This window comes from uncultured Massilia sp., assembly GCF_913773735.1.
GTDB lineage: Bacteria > Pseudomonadota > Gammaproteobacteria > Burkholderiales > Burkholderiaceae_D > Telluria.
The window spans coordinates 142,087-158,613 of record NZ_CAJYEB010000030.1; the positions used below are offsets into that span (position 1 = coordinate 142,087).

17 protein-coding genes are annotated in these 16,527 nt (G+C 66.9%); 9 read left to right on the top strand and 8 right to left on the bottom strand.

The window, feature by feature from the left end; translation table 11 throughout:
* Positions 1-49 precede the first annotated feature (49 nt).
* Both QZ749_RS15045 and QZ749_RS15050 read right to left on the bottom strand, forming a co-directional pair.
* The gene (locus QZ749_RS15045) at positions 50-880 is read right to left on the bottom strand and encodes a 3',5'-nucleoside bisphosphate phosphatase (protein ID WP_296948478.1); all 831 of its coding nucleotides are present in this window, start codon (positions 878-880) and stop codon (positions 50-52) included.
* A gap of 107 nt (positions 881-987) precedes the next feature.
* On the bottom strand, positions 988-1,866 hold the full coding sequence (locus tag QZ749_RS15050; protein WP_296948480.1) for an alpha/beta fold hydrolase: 879 nt from the start codon (positions 1,864-1,866) through the stop codon (positions 988-990).
* 181 nt (positions 1,867-2,047) lie between these two features.
* Between QZ749_RS15050 and QZ749_RS15055 the strand changes: the two genes are divergently transcribed.
* From QZ749_RS15055 to QZ749_RS15075, 5 genes are all read left to right on the top strand, one after another.
* Positions 2,048-2,572 carry a gamma carbonic anhydrase family protein gene (locus QZ749_RS15055; RefSeq protein ID WP_296948482.1) on the top strand — a complete coding sequence of 175 codons (525 nt, stop codon included), beginning with the start codon at positions 2,048-2,050 and terminating at the stop codon, positions 2,570-2,572.
* Between the two features lie 3 nt (positions 2,573-2,575).
* Positions 2,576-3,532 carry an Hsp33 family molecular chaperone HslO gene (gene hslO / locus QZ749_RS15060; protein WP_296948483.1) on the top strand — a complete coding sequence of 319 codons (957 nt, stop codon included), beginning with the start codon at positions 2,576-2,578 and terminating at the stop codon, positions 3,530-3,532.
* Between the two features lie 214 nt (positions 3,533-3,746).
* Positions 3,747-4,232 carry a Dps family protein gene (locus QZ749_RS15065; RefSeq protein ID WP_296948486.1) on the top strand — a complete coding sequence of 162 codons (486 nt, stop codon included), beginning with the start codon at positions 3,747-3,749 and terminating at the stop codon, positions 4,230-4,232.
* Positions 4,233-4,388: 156 nt separating this feature from the next.
* On the top strand, positions 4,389-5,168 hold the full coding sequence (locus tag QZ749_RS15070; RefSeq protein ID WP_296948489.1) for a hypothetical protein: 780 nt from the start codon (positions 4,389-4,391) through the stop codon (positions 5,166-5,168).
* 240 nt (positions 5,169-5,408) lie between these two features.
* On the top strand, positions 5,409-5,840 hold the full coding sequence (locus tag QZ749_RS15075) for a PAAR domain-containing protein (protein ID WP_296948490.1): 432 nt from the start codon (positions 5,409-5,411) through the stop codon (positions 5,838-5,840).
* A gap of 16 nt (positions 5,841-5,856) precedes the next feature.
* On the opposite strand, the gene QZ749_RS15080 is transcribed toward QZ749_RS15075, so the two are convergent.
* The 6 genes from QZ749_RS15080 to QZ749_RS15105 form a co-directional block, all read right to left on the bottom strand.
* Entirely contained in the window at positions 5,857-6,174 is a 318-nt protein-coding gene (locus tag QZ749_RS15080; protein WP_296948494.1) for a hypothetical protein, read from the bottom strand.
* Positions 6,175-6,363: 189 nt separating this feature from the next.
* Positions 6,364-6,633 carry a hypothetical protein gene (locus QZ749_RS15085; protein WP_296948497.1) on the bottom strand — a complete coding sequence of 90 codons (270 nt, stop codon included), beginning with the start codon at positions 6,631-6,633 and terminating at the stop codon, positions 6,364-6,366.
* Positions 6,634-6,637: 4 nt separating this feature from the next.
* Positions 6,638-6,997: a cell division protein FtsB gene (gene ftsB, locus QZ749_RS15090; RefSeq protein WP_296948500.1), complete on the bottom strand. Its 360-nt coding sequence runs from the start codon at positions 6,995-6,997 to the stop codon at positions 6,638-6,640.
* 91 nt (positions 6,998-7,088) lie between these two features.
* Positions 7,089-8,375: a phosphopyruvate hydratase gene (eno, locus tag QZ749_RS15095; RefSeq protein ID WP_296948503.1), complete on the bottom strand. Its 1,287-nt coding sequence runs from the start codon at positions 8,373-8,375 to the stop codon at positions 7,089-7,091.
* Between the two features lie 160 nt (positions 8,376-8,535).
* Positions 8,536-9,387, bottom strand: coding sequence for a 3-deoxy-8-phosphooctulonate synthase (kdsA, locus tag QZ749_RS15100; protein WP_296948505.1), 852 nt, complete (start codon positions 9,385-9,387; stop codon positions 8,536-8,538).
* Positions 9,384-11,078 carry a CTP synthase gene (locus tag QZ749_RS15105; RefSeq protein WP_296948507.1) on the bottom strand — a complete coding sequence of 565 codons (1,695 nt, stop codon included), beginning with the start codon at positions 11,076-11,078 and terminating at the stop codon, positions 9,384-9,386. Before QZ749_RS15105 ends, kdsA begins: the two co-directional genes overlap by 4 nt.
* 274 nt (positions 11,079-11,352) lie before the next feature.
* Here QZ749_RS15105 and QZ749_RS15110 point away from each other — a divergent pair, with 274 nt between their 5' ends.
* From QZ749_RS15110 to QZ749_RS15125, 4 genes are all read left to right on the top strand, one after another.
* Complete coding sequence (locus tag QZ749_RS15110) at positions 11,353-13,104, top strand: methyl-accepting chemotaxis protein (protein WP_296948707.1); 1,752 nt, start codon at positions 11,353-11,355, stop codon at positions 13,102-13,104.
* Between the two features lie 156 nt (positions 13,105-13,260).
* Entirely contained in the window at positions 13,261-14,241 is a 981-nt protein-coding gene (locus QZ749_RS15115; RefSeq protein WP_296948510.1) for an IS1595 family transposase, read from the top strand.
* Between the two features lie 151 nt (positions 14,242-14,392).
* Positions 14,393-15,997, top strand: a complete 1,605-nt coding sequence (locus QZ749_RS15120) for a methyl-accepting chemotaxis protein (protein ID WP_296948512.1) — start codon at positions 14,393-14,395, stop codon at positions 15,995-15,997.
* Between the two features lie 88 nt (positions 15,998-16,085).
* Positions 16,086-16,487, top strand: a complete 402-nt coding sequence (locus QZ749_RS15125; protein WP_296948513.1) for a PRC-barrel domain-containing protein — start codon at positions 16,086-16,088, stop codon at positions 16,485-16,487.
* Positions 16,488-16,527: the final 40 nt, after the last annotated feature.

The window sequence follows — 16,527 nt, forward strand, 5'->3', positions numbered from 1 at the left end:
TTGCCGGAAATTCAAGGCAGGATCGATCCAGTCCGGAACGCGTACCCGTTCAGAACCAGTCGTGCCACACCGGCTTGAGGTCCGACGGCAGCGGCGGCAGCTTGTCGAACTCGACGCGCGCTTCGCCCGGCGCATGGAAATCGGTGCCGCGCGACGCCAGGAAGCCGTAGCGGCGCGCGACCTCCGCGTAGATGCCGTACTGCTCCGGCGTGTGGCTGCCGGTGACGACCTCGATGGCATTGCCGCCCAGCTGGCGGAAGGCGTCGAACAGCGCGCCCTGGGCGGTATCGTCGAAGCGGTAGCGGCCCGGGTGGGCGATCACGGGGATGCCGCCGGCGGCGCGGATCCAGCCCATCGCGTCGGGCAGCGTGGCCCAGCGGTGCGGGACGAAGCCGGGCCGGCCCTCGGTCAGGAACTTGCGGAACACCTCGGCCGTCGTGCCGCAGATGCCCACTTCGCACAGGTAGCGCGCGAAATGGGTGCGCGACAGCAGGTCGGGGTTGGCGACGAACTTCAGCGCACCCTCGTAGGCGTCCGGGATGCCGGCCTGCTCCAGCTGGGCGGCGATCTCGCGGCCGCGCGCATCGCGGCCGGCGCGCGTGGCGGCCAGGCCGCGCTGCAGGACCGGATCGTCCTCGTCGACCTGCAGGCCGACCAGGTGCACGGTTTCGTTGGCCCAGGTGATGGAGATCTCGACGCCGGCCACGAAGCGCATGCCCAGTTCCGTGGCCTTGGCGCGCGCTTCCTTGATGCCGCCGACTTCGTCGTGGTCCGTCAGCGCCCACGCATCGACGCCGGCCGCGCGCGCATAGGCGGCCACCGCGGCCGGCGCGAGCACGCCGTCGGAGACGTTGGAATGGCAGTGGAGGTCGACTTTCATGGCAAGCTGATCGGTTCGGATGACGGGACAGCCCATTGTACGCGCAACGCCCGGGACGTGTACGTATCGCCGGCAGGGACGCAGGGTGGACGGCAGCGCCGCCGCCCCTACGCCGCCAGGAATTCCTCGATCATGCGCGCCAGCAACGCGGGCTGGTCATGGTGCAGCATGTGCCCCGCATCCGGCATCATGCGCGGCGTGACGTCGGCGATCTGCGCCAGCCGGCGGTCGACCTCGGCGCGCGCCTGCTCCTTCGGGCCCATCCAGCGCCACATGTCCGTATGCTCGGCCTCGACCCACAGCACCGGCGCCGTGATTCGGCGCCAGCAGGCCAGCACTTCCTCGGCCTGGTAGAGCAGCGGACTCGTCATCTTGTGCGCGGGGTCGCCCAGGATTTCCCACAGGCCCTCGGCATTGCGCGCGGCCCAGTGGCCGGCCAGGAACGCCGCGCGCGCGTCCGGCAGGCGCGGGTTGGTCTTCTGCAGGCGCGCCGCCACCTCGTCCAGGCTGGCATAGCCGCGCATCGCCGGCGGCGTGCGCAACTCGTCGAGCCACTTGGCATAGCGCCCCGGCGCCTGCTCGGGCCGCGTGGCCGGCAGGCCGAAGCCTTCCAGGTTCACCAGGCGCGCGATCCGCTCCGGCCGCACGCCCGCGTACACGCTGACGATGTTGCCGCCCATGCTGTGGCCCAGCAGGTTCACCGGGATGTCCGGCGCATAGTGGTCGAGGATGCGCTCCAGGTCGGCGAAATAATCCGGGAACCAGTAGGTGTCGGCACCGGTGCGCTCGCTCAGGCCGAAGCCGCGCCAGTCGGGCGCGATCACGTGCCAGTCGCCTTCCAGCGCGTCGACGACGAACTGGAACGACGCCGACATGTCCATCCAGCCATGGGCCATGAACAGCTTCGGCGCCCCTTCCCTGCCCCAGTGGCGCACGTGCAGGCGCAGCCCGCGGATGGTCAGGAAGTCGGAACGGGATGGCGTCATGGCGGGCCTCGAATAAAAGTACGACCGTTCGCATTATACCCGCGAACCCGGCGCGAACGCAGGCAGCGCTTGAAGCCGCGCCGCATGGCCCCATATGGCGGTGATCGTAGACGAGGCCGTGGCGGACGCGAGGACGTAAAATAGCGGCAATTCAACCCTTCCACTCTTCGCGAGCACATCCATGGCGATTTACCAGCTGGGCGAACATGCGCCCGAGATCGACGCATCGGCGTATGTCGCCGACTCGGCCAACCTGATCGGCAAGGTGACGGTCGAAGCCAACGCCACCGTGTGGTTCGGGGTGACGATCCGCGGCGACAACGAGCGCATCACGATCGGCGCCAACAGCAATGTGCAGGAAGGCACGGTGATGCATACCGACATGGGCTTTCCGCTCGTGCTCGGCAAGAACGTCACCGTCGGCCACCAGGCGATGCTGCATGGCTGCACGATCGGCGACGGTGCCCTGATCGGCATCCAGGCGGTGGTGCTGAACGGCGCGAAGATCGGCAAGGGTTGCCTGGTCGGGGCCGGCGCCCTGGTCACCGAGGGCAAGGAATTTCCCGACAACTCGCTGATCATCGGCAGCCCGGCCAAGGCCGTGCGTACCCTCACGGAAGAAGACCTGCTCCGCCTGCAAGGCAACGCCGCGAACTATGTCGAACGCGGCCGCCGCTTCAAGGCGGAACTCAAGAAAATCGGATAAAGAATGACGACTGATACCAGCAAGGACATCCTGCAGAAATTCATCTTCGACAACGCCGCCGTGCGCGGCGAACTGGTCGAGATTTCCAACGCGTGGCGCGAGATCCAGTCGCGCCACGACTACCCGAAGGCCGTGCGCGCCCTGCTGGGCGAGATGGTCGCCGCGGCCGCGCTGCTGTCGGCCAACCTGAAGTTCGACGGCTCGATCGTGATGCAGATCCATGGCGACGGCCCGGTCAAGCTGCTGGTGGTCGACTGCGACGCCAACCTGCACCTGCGCGCCACCGCCAAGCTGCGCGACGGCGCCATGGTGGCCGACGACGCCTCCGTCACCGACCTGCTCAATGCCGGCGGCAAGGGCCGCTTCGTGATCACGCTCGACCCGCGCGACAAGGTACCGGGCCAGCAGCCGTACCAGGGCGTGGTGCCGCTGGTGGGCGACAATATCGCGACCATCATCGAGAACTACATGCTGCGCTCGGAACAGATGGACACCAGGCTGTGGCTGGCGGCCGACGACCAGGTGGCGCGCGGCCTGCTGCTGCAAAAGCTGCCGCGCAACAGCGCGATCGAAGGCCAGGTCAAGCAGGCCACCGAGGAAGAAGACCTCGAGACCTGGAACCGCGCCGTGATGCTTGGCCAGACCCTGAAGCAGCCGGAACTGCTGACCACCGACGTCGCCACCCTGCTCAAGCGCCTGTTCTGGGAAGAGACGATCCGCGTGTTCGACCCGCTGCACCCGGAATTCCACTGCAGCTGCTCGCGCGAGAAGGTCGGCAACATGCTCAAGATGCTGGGCAAGGAAGAAGTCGATTCCGCGCTGCACGACCTGGGCGAGCTGGGCATCAACTGCGACTTCTGCGGCAAGCACTACGGCTTCGACGCGGTCGACTGCGCCCAGCTGTTCGCCAGCGACACGACGGCCGACGCGGTGGCGCCGGCATCCGACGTCAAGCATTGACATCCCCCAAACCGGGGTCAGAGCCGGGGTCAGAGCCCGGTTTTTGGCAATTGCCCAAACGAAGCCTCTGACCCCGCTGTTTCGTGCGCGATCATCGAAAAACCCTATCTTCCGGATTGGCAATATAAACCACCGCGCTTTGCCAATAGTGATAAGCTTTCATTCATCGGCGCGGCGTTTTTGCCGCAGCTTCAACAGCCATGGAGAACATCAAATGAGCATCAATATCGGCATTTCCACCGAAGACCGCGCAAAGATCGCTGACGCCCTGTCGCACGTGCTGGCCGACAGCTACATGCTGTACCTGAAGACCCACAACTTCCACTGGAACGTGACCGGTCCGATGTTCCAGACGCTGCACGTCATGTTCATGGAACAGTACACCGAACTGTGGAACGCGCTGGACGACATCGCCGAGCGCATCCGCGCGCTGGGCCACTTCGCGCCGGGCACCTATGCCCGCTTCGTCGAACTGTCGTCGATCAAGGAAGAAGCCGGCGTGCCGAACGCCCAGGAAATGATCCGCCAGCTGGTCGAAGGCCAGGAAGCCGTGATCCGCACCGTGCGCAATGCCTTCAGCATCGCCGACGAAGCGAATGACCAGCCGAGCGCCGGCATGCTGAGCGACCGCATGGAAATCCACGAAAAGAACGCGTGGATGCTACGCTCCTTCCTGGAAAACGGCGGCCAGCCGGCGTAATTCCGCATCGTCCCCCTCGTCCGGGCGGTCCAGCCCGGGCGGCAGCCGCCGGACCCCGGGTCCGGCGCCGCTTCCTCCGCATGCATATCCATTTTTTGTTGCGATAGCAAGACGTTCGGCGTGATACTCGTCGGCATCCCTTTCGATGGAGCCGCCATGTCCTTCCCGTCGCAACGCCTGCTGGCCGCGTTCGCCGCCAGCCTGGGCCTGTCCTCTCCCTTCGCCGCCCTCGCCGCGCCGCACGACGTCGACGTCGGCACGCCGCTGCCGCGCTACGACCTGCTCAAGCCGGGCGCCCACCACTACCTGCGCTTCCTGCGCGTGCCCGCGACCGGGGCCAGCCAGCCGATCGACATCTGGATGCGCGAGGTCCGCTTCGAGGACCGCGACGGCAAGCGGCAACTGCATGTCGTGCAGCGCTGGGACGCCGTGCTGCCGGCGCCGTCGGTACGCACCTTCGATTCCTGGTTCGAGGCCGGCACCTTCCGCCCGCTCACCCACGAGCGCGTGCTGGACAAGGACGGCAAGCGCAGCGTCGAAGGCTTCGCGTTTGCGCCGGACAGGATCACCGGCCTGCCGGGCCTGGCCGACAACACCCAGAAGGACCTGGCAGTGCACTCGCCCGAGCCGACCTACAACTTCGAGACCGACATCGAACTCCTGCAGGCGCTGCCCCTGGCCGACGGTTACGTCGCGCGCATCAATTTCTACCACCCGGGCGGCAAGGCGGCGCCGCAGCGCTACACCTTCCGCGTGACGGGTTCGGCCTCGATCGCCGGCCCGGCCGGCCCCGTGGACTGCTGGGTGCTCGAGACCGACTACAACCAGCCGGGCGCGGCGTCGACGTTCTGGTTCGCCAAAGGCAGCCAGCTGATGGTGCGCCAGGAAAGTCCGATGCCGGACGGGCGCGTGATGGTCAAGACGCTGGTCGACTGAGCCGCGGCGGATGGGTAGCGGTTGTAGTTGAGCTACGGCACCTCGGCAAGGCCGGTGTCGGAATGTGCTGAATCCGTCGGATGTTGGGCGCTAACTTGCGCAAAATCAATTGGCTAAAATCAACATCGCGCTCCAATGTGAACCGGTGTACGAGTACGTGCATCAGGTGCCGGCATCATGTCGCTTTTATACAAAGGAAACATGATTGCGGTCATTTCCATTCAGCTTTGGAGATCCAGGATGAAACAAACCTACGCAGCCGACGACAGCGAACCAGGACAGACAAGCAAACCCATCGACGTCGGCGCCGCCACGGTGGCGCGCAAGGTCGTCGCCCGTTACCCGATCGCCACGCTCGGCTCGCGCACCGACCGCGGCGGCGAAGTGGTGCTCGCCAGCCACGACCCGCATGCGGACGATTTCCGCATCGCCTGCGTGGGCGACCGCGTGCGCTATCCCGACGGCAGCGAGAGCGTGATCGTCTCCGGCGCCGGCCATGCCTCGACGTTCGCCGACCGTCCGATCGCGCTGGTCGGCAGCCACGTCGCCAATGGCGACCGCATCGTCGCGCGCGCGCAGAGCATGGGCGAGATCGTCGTCTACGAAGGCGACGCGATTCCCGGATTGCTGGATCCGGGCTACGCGCTCCCGGCCAGGGAATCCGGCGGTTGAGTCGCGGCGGCCCCGCTCAGCCGCCGGCGTCCAGGCAAGGCGCCGTCCCGACGATCGTCACGATGTCGAGCGGCCCGGCGAACTCGATCACCGCTGCGTCCGCCGCCTTGCCCGGATCGAACGTCGGCACGGCGCCACTGCCGACCGCTGCATCGGCGGCCGGCCGTCGACCAGCAGGCTGCCGCCGCCGTCGCGAAAGCAGGCCTTCAGGCCGTCGTAGCGGGCGTCGCGCTCGGACGCGGTACATGACGTCGAGCATGCGCGGTTCCGGCGGCAGGTAGCCCAGCAGGCGCCGCTGGGCGTCCAGGAAGACACGGCAAGGCAGGTTGCCCATTCTTCCTGGCCCGGACCTGGATTTGCGCTGGCGCCTCTGTCCCGGGCAGAGGCGACGCAAGCGAACACCAGGCACCCTACGGGCAGCGAGGCGTGGAAACAGCGATTGGACATGTTTCCCCAAGAATTATTTATCTTGGGAACAAGTGTATTGGGCTATCAAAAAGTCGTCGGCATATGCATGCCGACATCATCCCGGCATATGCAGGTCGACCACCTTCATGATCGCCAGCGTGGCGTCCAGGCCCAGCTCGCCGGATGCGAGCGCGGCGGCCAGTCCGGCGCGCGGCAGGCCGGCGGCCGCGGCCAGGTGCGGCAGTCCGTCGGCGCGCGCCACGGCCGCCAGGGCGGCGGCAATGGCGTCGGGATCGCCGCGCTCGAAGGCGGCGGCGAGGAAGGCGGCGATAGCGTCGAGCGTGTCGAGCGGCGGCGCCGGGTCGGAGGTATGCTGGTCGTTCATGGCATCAGTCGTCGAGGGGCACTTGCGGTTTCTTCTTGTCCTTCGGCGGCGGAGGCGGGGGCGGCACGGTCATCATGACGGCCGGCTTCTCGTCCTTGCGCAACACCTGCACGAAGATCTCGTTGGACTTGATCATGCCCAGGTCGTAGCGCGCGCGCTCCTCGACGGCGCCCAGGCCGTCCCTCAGGTCGCGCACCTCGGACTCGAGCTTGGCATTGCGCGCCTGCAGCTGCGCGGTGCGGGCGCGGCTCGCGTCGAGCTGCCCCTCCAGGTCGGCCACGGCCAGCCAACCGCCCTTCCCCAGCCACAGGGGGTACTGGATCAGCAACAGCAGGACGGCGAGGGCAAGCGAGATGATGCGCATGAAATCGGAAAACGTGATGCGCCGATGGATACGGAAAAGCGGTCCGCACGGCCTGGGCCGGTCGGACCGCTTTCCTCTCCGTCGACGGCGGTTACTTCAGGTTGTAGAACGCGTCGCGGCCCGGGTAGCTGGCGATGTCGCCCAGGTCTTCCTCGATGCGCAGCAACTGGTTGTACTTGGCCATGCGGTCCGAGCGCGACAGCGAGCCGGTCTTGATCTGCAGGGCGTTCATGCCGACGGCGATGTCGGCGATGGTCGAGTCCTCGGTCTCGCCCGAGCGGTGCGAGATCACGGCGGTGTAGCCGGCGCGCTTGGCCATCTCGATGGCGGCGAAGGTCTCGGTCAGGGTGCCGATCTGGTTGATCTTGATGAGGATCGAGTTGGCGATGCCCTTCTGGATGCCTTCCTTGAGGATCTTGGTGTTGGTGACGAACAGGTCGTCGCCCACCAGTTGCACCTTCTTGCCCAGCGCGGCGGTCAGCGTGGCCCAGCCTTCCCAGTCGCCTTCGGCCATGGCGTCCTCGATCGAGACGATCGGGTACTTGTCGCACCAGGTCGACAGCATGTTGGTGAAGTCCTGGGCCGACAGTTGCAGGCCGCCTTCGCCGGCCAAGACGTACTTGCCGTCCTTGTAGAACTCGCTGGCGGCGCAGTCCAGGCCGATCGCGATGTCCTGGCCGGCCACGTAGCCCGCCTGCTCGATCGCCTGCATGATCAGCTTGATGGCTTCCTCGTGGTTCGCCACCGACGGGGCGAAGCCGCCTTCGTCGCCGACGGCCGTGTTCAGGCCCTTGCTGTGCAGGATCTTCTTGAGGGTGTGGAACACCTCGGCGCCGTAGCGGATGGCTTCCTTGAACGACGGGGCGCCGACCGGGATGATCATGAATTCCTGGATGTCCAGGTTGTTGTCGGCGTGCGCGCCGCCGTTGATGACGTTCATCATCGGCACCGGCATCTGCATCGCGCCCGAACCGCCGAAGTAGCGGTACAGCGGCAGGCCCGCTTCTTCCGCGGCGGCCTTGGCGACGGCCATGGAGACGGCCAGCATCGCGTTCGCGCCCAGGCGGCTCTTGTTCTCGGTGCCGTCCAGGTCGATCAGGGTGCGGTCCAGGAAGGCCTGTTCGTTGGCGTCCAGGCCCATGATGGCTTCGCTGATCTCGGTGTTGATGTTCTCGCAGGCCTGCAGCACGCCCTTGCCGAAGTAACGCTTCGGATCGCCGTCGCGCAGTTCGATCGCTTCGCGCGAGCCGGTCGACGCGCCCGACGGCACGGCGGCGCGACCCATCACGCCCGATTCCAGCAGCACATCGCACTCGACGGTCGGATTGCCGCGCGAGTCGATGATTTCGCGGCCGATGATATCAACGATAGCACTCATGGTTCTTCAGTCTCCAGAAAGTAAGAAATCGACGGTATCGAAGCCTGGGCTTCGATACCGTCGCCCCTGCGCAGGCAGGGGCCCAATTTTGCGAGCATCACGGCAGCGCGTAAAAATTGGGCCCCCGCCTGCGTGGGGGCGACGGTTTTGCGTGTAGTACTTATTCGAAGTTGGACTCGATGAATCCCGCCTTCTTGACGATGCGGTCGATGTCGACCAGCGTCGTGAGCAGTTCCTTCATGCGGCCCAGCGGCACCGCATTCGGGCCGTCCGACAGCGCGCAGGCCGGGTTCGGGTGGGTTTCCATGAACAGGCCCGAGACGCCCGCAGCCACGGCCGCGCGCGCCAGCACCGGCACGTGTTCGCGCTGGCCGCCGGACGAGGTGCCCTGGCCGCCCGGCAGCTGCACCGAGTGGGTCGCGTCGAACACCACCGGGCAGTTCGATTCGCGCATGATGGCGAGACTGCGCATGTCCGACACCAGGTTGTTGTAGCCGAACGAGACGCCGCGCTCGCAGGCCATGAACTGGTCCGGCAGGCCCGCCTCGGCGGCGGCCGCGCGCGCCTTCTCGATCACGTTCTTCATGTCGCCCGGCGCCAGGAACTGGCCCTTCTTGATGTTGACCGGCTTGCCCGAACGCGCGCAGGCGTTGATGAAGTCGGTCTGGCGGCACAGGAAGGCCGGGGTCTGCAGCACGTCCACCATGCTGGCCACGTGCGGGATCATCTCTTCGTCGTGCACGTCGGTCAGCACCGGCACGCCGATTTCCTTGCGCACGTCGGCCAGGATCTCCAGGCCCTTTTCCATGCCCGGGCCGCGGAACGATTTGCCCGACGACCGGTTGGCCTTGTCGAACGAGGACTTGTAGATGTACGGGATGCCCAGCGCGCTGGTGATTTCCTTGAGCTGGCCGGCCACGTCCATCGCCATCTGGCGCGATTCGATCACGCAGGTGCCGGCGATGAGGAAGATCGGCTGGTCGAGACCGACCTCGAAGTCGCACAGTTTCATGCTGCATCTCCTTGCAGGGCGTCCGACGCATGCGCCGGACCGTTGGCCGCTTGTTGGTGGGCGTTGCCGGCCTGGTGGGCCAGCGCGGCGCGGATGAACGAGCTGAACAGCGGGTGGCCGTTGCGCGGGGTCGACTTGAATTCCGGGTGGAACTGGACGCCGACGTACCACGGGTGCGCTTCACGCGGCAGTTCCATGATCTCGCACAGGTCTTCGTTCGGGGTGCGCGCGGCCACCACGAGGCCGGCAGCTTCGACCTTCGGCAGGTAGAAATTGTTCGCCTCGTAGCGATGGCGGTGACGCTCGGTCACGACGTTGCCGTAGATCTCGGCGGCCAGCGTGCCCGGGTTCACCGCGCAGGTCTGGGCGCCCAGGCGCATGGTGCCGCCCAGGTCGGAATTGTTGTCGCGCTTCTCGACCTTGCCGTCGTGGTTCTGCCACTCGGTGATCAGGGCGACGACCGGCTGGTCGGTTTCCGGATCGAACTCGGTCGAATTGGCGTTCGGCAGGCCGGCCATGTGGCGCGCGTACTCGATCAGCGCGACCTGCATGCCCAGGCAGATGCCCAGGTAGGGGATCTTGTTTTCGCGGGCATGGCGGGCGGCCATGATCTTGCCTTCCACGCCGCGCTTGCCGAAGCCGCCCGGCACCAGGATCGCGTCGTACTTCGACAGGTTGGCGCAACCGGTCGACTCGATCTCTTCCGAGTCGATGTATTCGATGTTGACGCGGCTTTCCGTGTGGATGCCGGCGTGGCGCAGGGCTTCCGTCAGCGACTTGTACGACTCGATCAGGTCGACGTACTTGCCGACCATGCCGATGGTTACTTCGTGCTTCGGGTTTTCCAGCGTGTGGATCAGCCTGGTCCACATCGACAGGTCGGCCGGCGGGGCCTTGATGTCGAGGGCGTCCAGGATGATGTCGTCCAGGCCCTGGTCGCACAGCACCTGCGGCACCTTGTAGATGGTGTCCACGTCCCACACCGAGATGACGGCCTGTTCCTCGACGTTGGCGAACAGCGAGATCTTGGCGCGCTCGTCGTCCGGGATGCGGCGGTCGGCGCGGCACAGCAGCGCGTTCGGCGAGATGCCGATCTCGCGCAGCTTCTGCACCGAGTGCTGGGTGGGCTTGGTCTTGAGCTCGCCCGCCGAGGCGATGTACGGCACCAGGGTCAGGTGCACGAAGGCGGTCGACTTGCGGCCCGAACGCAGCGACAGCTGGCGCGCCGCTTCCAGGAACGGCAGCGATTCGATGTCGCCGACGGTGCCGCCGATTTCCACCAGCGCGACATCGACGCCTTCGGCGCCGCGGCGGATGTAGTCCTGGATCTCATTGGTGATGTGCGGGATCACCTGCACGGTCTTGCCGAGATACTCGCCGCGGCGTTCCTTGCGGATCACCGATTCGTAGATCTGGCCGGTGGTGAAATTGTTCACCTTTTTCATGCGGGTGCTGATGAAGCGCTCGTAGTGACCCAGGTCGAGGTCGGTCTCGGCGCCGTCGTCGGTGACGAACACCTCGCCGTGCTGGGTCGGGCTCATGGTGCCCGGGTCCACGTTGATGTACGGGTCGAGCTTGAGCATGGTGACTTTGAGGCCGCGCGATTCGAGGATCGCGGCGAGGGAAGCGGCCGCGATCCCTTTACCCAGGGAAGACACGACGCCGCCAGTGACGAATACGAATTTGGTCATTGTGCAGAAGGTGCCGAACGGCACGCGCGGGAAATAGAAATTATACCCTAATCGCGCCGATACTTCCTCATTGCACTTTGGCAAGCCACTGCGCTTCCATGGCCGCCCGCGCGTTTCAAGTCATGCTGCATGGCATTCATAGTCTTTACAACACAAAAGTGTTGGAAATGCGCACTACCCTGGTGTGCGCGTGCACCAAAAGTCACCTTGCCCGCACGCAACCAGTACAATTTCAAAGGTATTTCCACATGGAATTTTCTGGATAGGGACAATGATGGGACTGTTTAGCAACCTCAACATCGGCAAGCGCCTGGCGATCGGCTTTTCCGTGACCCTGGCGATGGCGGTGCTGATCGCCGGCTTCGCCATGTCGCGCCTGCAGGAAGCGGCGGACCACACGAGCGCCGTGCTGGCCGCGCCGCTGGCCAAGGAGCGCCTGGTCACCGAGTGGTACATGCAGATCTTCGGCGCCGTGCGCCGCACCGCCGCGATCGCCAAGAGCAGCGATCCATCGTTGAACGCCTATTTCAAGGACGACGCCGCCGCCACCGGCAAGCGCTCCGCCGACCTCGTCAAGCAGATCGAGCCGCTGATCGCAGCGGGCGCCGAAAAGGCGCTGTGGGACCGCATCGGCGAACTGCGCAAGGCTTATTCGAGCGCGCGCGACGCCGTCACCAAGGCCAAGGCCGACGGCAACGTCGAGGAAGCGGCGCAAATCCTCGACAGCAAGTTCACCCCGACCGCCAAGGCCTACCAGGACGCCGTGCAGGAACTGGTGGCGATGCAGCAGGCAAACATCGGCAAGGCCGCCGCCGCCCTCCAGGACGATACTTCCGGCAACCGCACCCTGATCATGGCGCTGACCGGCCTCGCCGTGGCGCTCGGCGCCGTCAGCGCCGTGCTGCTCACGCGCGGCATCGTGGGGCCGATCCGCGATGCCGTCGAGCTCGCCGAGACCGTCGCCGCCGGCGACCTGACCCGCCGCATCGAGGCGCATACCAACGACGAGACCGGCGCCCTGCTGCGCGCCCTCGGCCACATGAACGACAGCCTGGTGCGCATCGTGACCGAAGTGCGCAGCGGCACCGACGCGATCCACGGCGCCGCCGGCGAGATCGCCAGCGGCAACCTGGACCTGTCCGGCCGCACCGAGCAGCAGGCCGCCGCCATCGAGGAAACCGCCGCTTCCATGGCCCACCTGACCGACACCGTGCGCCAGAACGCCGACAATGCGCGCCAGGCCAACCAGCTCTCGATCGCCGCCTCCAACATCGCCAACGAGGGCGGCAACGTCGTCGGCGAAGTGATCCTGACGATGGGCTCGATCAACGAGTCGTCGAAGAAGATCGTCGACATCATCTCCGTCATCGACGGCATCGCGTTCCAGACCAACATCCTGGCGCTGAACGCGGCCGTCGAAGCGGCCCGCGCGGGCGAGCAGGGCCGCGGCTTCGCCGTCGTCGCCGGCGAGGTGCGCACGCTGGCGCAGCGCTCGGCCGCCGCCGCCAAGGAGATCAAGGAACTGATCACCGCCTCGGTCGCCAAGGTCGACACCGGCGCGCGCCTGGTCGACAAGGCCGGCGCCACCATGGGCGACGTGGCCGACGCGATCCAGCGCGTGACCGACATCATGTCCGAGATCGCTGCCGCCAGCCGGGAACAGACCGATGGCATCGAGCAGGTCAACGGCGCCATCGGCCAGATGGACGAAGGCACCCAGCAGAACGCCGCGCTGGTCGAACAGGCGGCCGCCGCCGCCGGTTCGCTGCAGGAACAATCGGCCAAGCTGGCGCAGGCCGTCGCCGTGTTCAAGGTCGACCGCCACGCGGCGCCCGCCCGCATGACGACGCCCGCCGCACGGGCCGTGCCTGCGGCGCCGGCCGCGCCGGCCGCCGCCGCCGATCCCGCACCGACTGCGGCGCCGCGCCCGGCCATCGCCGCGCCGAAGCCGGCCGCCGCCACGCCTGCCCCGGCACCGGCCAGGCGCCCGGCCGCCACCAGCGGCGACGAGTGGGAAGAATTCTGAACGCCAGCCCGGCGGCCTGACCGGGACAGCGCGAACGCACCGCCCTCCCCGCCCGGGGTCGGCGGTGTTTTTTGGCGCTGTTCGCGTTAATTGTGCGAACCGGATCCGGTCCTGGCTGTCTTACCCGTTGTCGAGGTAACTCATGGGGAGGCAGCAATGCAGGCTCTGGCGTTCGACGACGTGCTTGCCGCGCTCGAAGCGTTGCCGCTGTGCACGCAGGATCTCGCACGCCTGCGCAGTTTGCTGGCCTCCATCGCGGATCCCGGCGAATGCATCGCCCTCATCGAACAGGCCGCCGGCCGGCCACCCTGTCCACGTTGCCGCGCCACGCGCGTCCATCGCTGCGGCAGCGCCAGCGGATTGCAGCGTTATCGTTGCTGCCGCTGCGGGCGCAGCTACAACGCCTTGAGCGGCACGCCGCTGGCGCGCCTGCGCCTCAAGGAGAAATGGCTGGCATACCTGCAGTGCGTGCTGGAATCGCGTACCGTGCGCGACGCCGCGGCCGTCACCGGCGTGCACCGCACCACCAGCTTTCGCTGGCGCCACCGCTTCATTCCGGGCGCCATGCACGCACGCGCGCCGACGCTGTCGGCCATCGTCGAGGCGGACGAGACCTACCTGCTCGAGTCGCAGAAGGGATCGCGCACCCTGGACCGTCCGGCGCGCAAGCGTGGCGGGGTCGCGCGCCGCCGTGGCGTCAATCGTGAACACGACTGCCTGTTGGTAGCGCGCGATCGCAGCGGACAAACGCTCGATTTCCATACCGGCCGCGGACCGGTGACGGCGGCGCAGCTGGAGCGCTGCCTGCGGCCCGTGCTGGCGCCGGATGTCCTGCTGGTCAGCGATGCAGCGCAAGCCTACAAGACCTTTGCCGCCAGGGCCGGCATCACGCACGAGGCGGTCAACCTGCGGGCCGGCATCCGCACGCGCGGCGCGGTCCACCTGCAGAACGTGAACGGCTGGCACAGCCGCTTCAAGACCTGGCTGCTGCGCTTTCGTGGCGTGGCCAGCCGCTACCTGATCGACTACTCGGGCTGGCAGCGGATGCTGGACGACAAGCGGTTGACGACACCGGCGCTGCTCTTGCGGGCCGCGGTCCAGTTCGGCAAGCGGCCGGACCGCGGCGCCCTTCACTAACTTACGCGAACAGCGCCTTTTTTGGGCGCTGCGGAAACGGTCACTCGCAATTTTGTTGTAACCACGTAACGCCACGACGTTTGAGTACGTTTATTCCCAGAAACAACCGTAGAATGGACGAAAGTATTTACAACATCTACCGGGGACAATCATGGCCGTATTCGCAACGCTCAATATCGGCAAACGCCTGGGCGCCGGTTTCGCCCTCGTGCTGGCGATGACCTTCGTGATCGCCGCCGCCGGCGTCTGGCACCTGCACAGGATGGCCGCCAGCACGCGCACGATGCTGGAGGTGCCGATGGCCAAGCAGGCGCTGATCGCCGACTGGCGCACCCAGACCTTCGGGGCCGTGCGCCGTACGATCGCCGTCGTCAAGAGTTCCGACACCAGCCTGGCCGCGTTCTTCAAGGCCGATGCCGACGCCACCGCCGCGCGCGCCAGCGCATTGATCAAGCAGATCGAACCGCTGCTGTCGCACGAGCAGGAACGGGAGCAGTTCAGCAAGATCAACGCACTGCGCAAGGTCTATACCGTGGCCAAGGACAGCGCCGTCAAGGCCAAGTCCGAAGGCAATGCCGACGAGGCGGCGCGCCTGCTCGAACAGGAATTCATGCCCGCCGCCAAGGCCTACGAGAACGCGGTGGGCCGGCTGGTCGAGATGCAGCGCGAACAGATCGCCGCCAGCGCCGACGAGATCGAGACGACGATCACCGACAGCGCCCGCACGATCGGCGTGCTCAGCGCGCTGGCGCTGGTGGCCGGCGTCGTCTGCGCATGGCGCCTCACGCGCGGCATCGTCGGTCCGATCCGCGAGGCCGTCGAACTGGCCGAGGCGGTGGCCGGGGGCGACCTGACGCGCCGCATCGACGTCCGCGGCAAGGACGAGACCGGCGCCCTGCTGCGCGCCCTCGCCCACATGAACGACAGCCTGGTGTCCATCGTCGGCGAAGTGCGCGGCGGTACCGGCGCCATCCACGGCGGCGCCGGCGAGATCGCCAGCGGCAACCTGGACCTGTCGAGCCGCACCGAACAGCAGGCCGCCGCGCTCGAACAGACGGCCGCCTCGATGGCCCACCTGACCGACACCGTGCGCCAGAACGCCGACAACGCGCGCCAGGCCAACCAGCTGTCCATCGCCGCATCCAGCGTCGCCGCCCAGGGCGGCCAGGTGGTGGGACAGGTGATCCAGACGATGGGCTCGATCAACGAATCGTCGAAGAAGATCGTCGACATCATCACCGTCATCGACGGCATCGCGTTCCAGACCAATATCCTGGCGCTGAACGCGGCCGTCGAAGCGGCCCGCGCCGGCGAACAGGGCCGCGGCTTCGCGGTCGTCGCCGGCGAGGTGCGCACGCTGGCGCAGCGCTCGGCCGCCGCCGCCCGGGAAATCAAGGAACTGATCACGGCCTCGGTCGGCAAGGTCGACGCCGGCACCCGGCTGGTCGACCAGGCCGGCGCCACGATGGCCCAGGTGGTGGAGTCGATCCAGCGCGTGACCGACATCATGTCCGAGATCTCGGCGGCCAGCCAGGAACAGACCGACGGCATCGAGCAGGTCAACCAGGCGATCGGCCAGATGGACGTGACCACGCAGCAGAACGCCGCCCTGGTCGAACAGGCCGCCGCCGCCGCCGGCTCGCTGCAGGACCAGGCGGCACGGCTGGCCGAGGCCGTCGGCGTGTTCCGCATGGACGTGGCCGCGGCCGGACCGCGGGCGGCGCGGCCGGACCGCCTGGCGCTCGCGCGCGCCTAGGCGCGGTCCCGGGCGCGCTCTGTGTGCGCCCGAACCGAATTTCCGCCCGCAAGCGTTATCCTTGCGCTTCCGAACACAGGAGAAAAATATGTCCTATGAGGAACGCGACGACTACGGCATGTACAAGAACAAGCACGGCAAGGGACCGGGACCGGAACTGATGGGCGCGCACACGCTGCTGGGCGACCACGTGCACAACCTGCAGAACGAGCACCTGGGCGTGATCAAGGAATTCATGGTGGACATGCGCACCGGCGCGATCGCCTATGCCGTGATGTCGGCCAGCCGCTTCCTGGGACTCGGCGAAAAGCTGTTCGCCGTGCCCTGGCAGGCTTTGACGCTCGATCCCGCGCACAAGCGCTTCACGATGGACATCGCCAAGGAGCGCATCGAGCAGGCGCCGGGATTCGACACCGACCACTGGCCGGACATGGCCGACCAGCGCTGGATGGGGGAAGTGCACGCTTACTACGGCACCGCGCCGGCGTGACCGACGCTCGCTGAGCGCAAGCCGTCGCCCCGGCGCAGGC

Bases quoted from the DNA above. Each gene is read 5' to 3' on its own strand.
- QZ749_RS15080 (WP_296948494.1), bottom strand. From the start codon at position 6,174: ATGGGCAACCTGCCTTGCCGTGTCTTCCTGGACGCCCAGCGGCGCCTG.
- QZ749_RS15085 (WP_296948497.1), bottom strand. From the start codon at position 6,633: ATGAACGACCAGCATACCTCCGACCCGGCGCCGCCGCTCGACACGCTC.
- ftsB (WP_296948500.1), bottom strand. From the start codon at position 6,997: ATGCGCATCATCTCGCTTGCCCTCGCCGTCCTGCTGTTGCTGATCCAG.
- QZ749_RS15120 (WP_296948512.1), top strand. From the start codon at position 14,393: ATGGCCGTATTCGCAACGCTCAATATCGGCAAACGCCTGGGCGCCGGT.
- eno (WP_296948503.1), bottom strand. From the start codon at position 8,375: ATGAGTGCTATCGTTGATATCATCGGCCGCGAAATCATCGACTCGCGC.
- QZ749_RS15105 (WP_296948507.1), bottom strand. From the start codon at position 11,078: ATGACCAAATTCGTATTCGTCACTGGCGGCGTCGTGTCTTCCCTGGGT.
- QZ749_RS15075 (WP_296948490.1), top strand. From the start codon at position 5,409: ATGAAACAAACCTACGCAGCCGACGACAGCGAACCAGGACAGACAAGC.
- QZ749_RS15065 (WP_296948486.1), top strand. From the start codon at position 3,747: ATGAGCATCAATATCGGCATTTCCACCGAAGACCGCGCAAAGATCGCT.
- hslO (WP_296948483.1), top strand. From the start codon at position 2,576: ATGACGACTGATACCAGCAAGGACATCCTGCAGAAATTCATCTTCGAC.
- QZ749_RS15070 (WP_296948489.1), top strand. From the start codon at position 4,389: ATGTCCTTCCCGTCGCAACGCCTGCTGGCCGCGTTCGCCGCCAGCCTG.
- QZ749_RS15110 (WP_296948707.1), top strand. From the start codon at position 11,353: ATGGGACTGTTTAGCAACCTCAACATCGGCAAGCGCCTGGCGATCGGC.
- QZ749_RS15045 (WP_296948478.1), bottom strand. From the start codon at position 880: ATGAAAGTCGACCTCCACTGCCATTCCAACGTCTCCGACGGCGTGCTC.
- QZ749_RS15055 (WP_296948482.1), top strand. From the start codon at position 2,048: ATGGCGATTTACCAGCTGGGCGAACATGCGCCCGAGATCGACGCATCG.
- kdsA (WP_296948505.1), bottom strand. From the start codon at position 9,387: ATGAAACTGTGCGACTTCGAGGTCGGTCTCGACCAGCCGATCTTCCTC.
- QZ749_RS15125 (WP_296948513.1), top strand. From the start codon at position 16,086: ATGTCCTATGAGGAACGCGACGACTACGGCATGTACAAGAACAAGCAC.
- QZ749_RS15115 (WP_296948510.1), top strand. From the start codon at position 13,261: ATGCAGGCTCTGGCGTTCGACGACGTGCTTGCCGCGCTCGAAGCGTTG.
- QZ749_RS15050 (WP_296948480.1), bottom strand. From the start codon at position 1,866: ATGACGCCATCCCGTTCCGACTTCCTGACCATCCGCGGGCTGCGCCTG.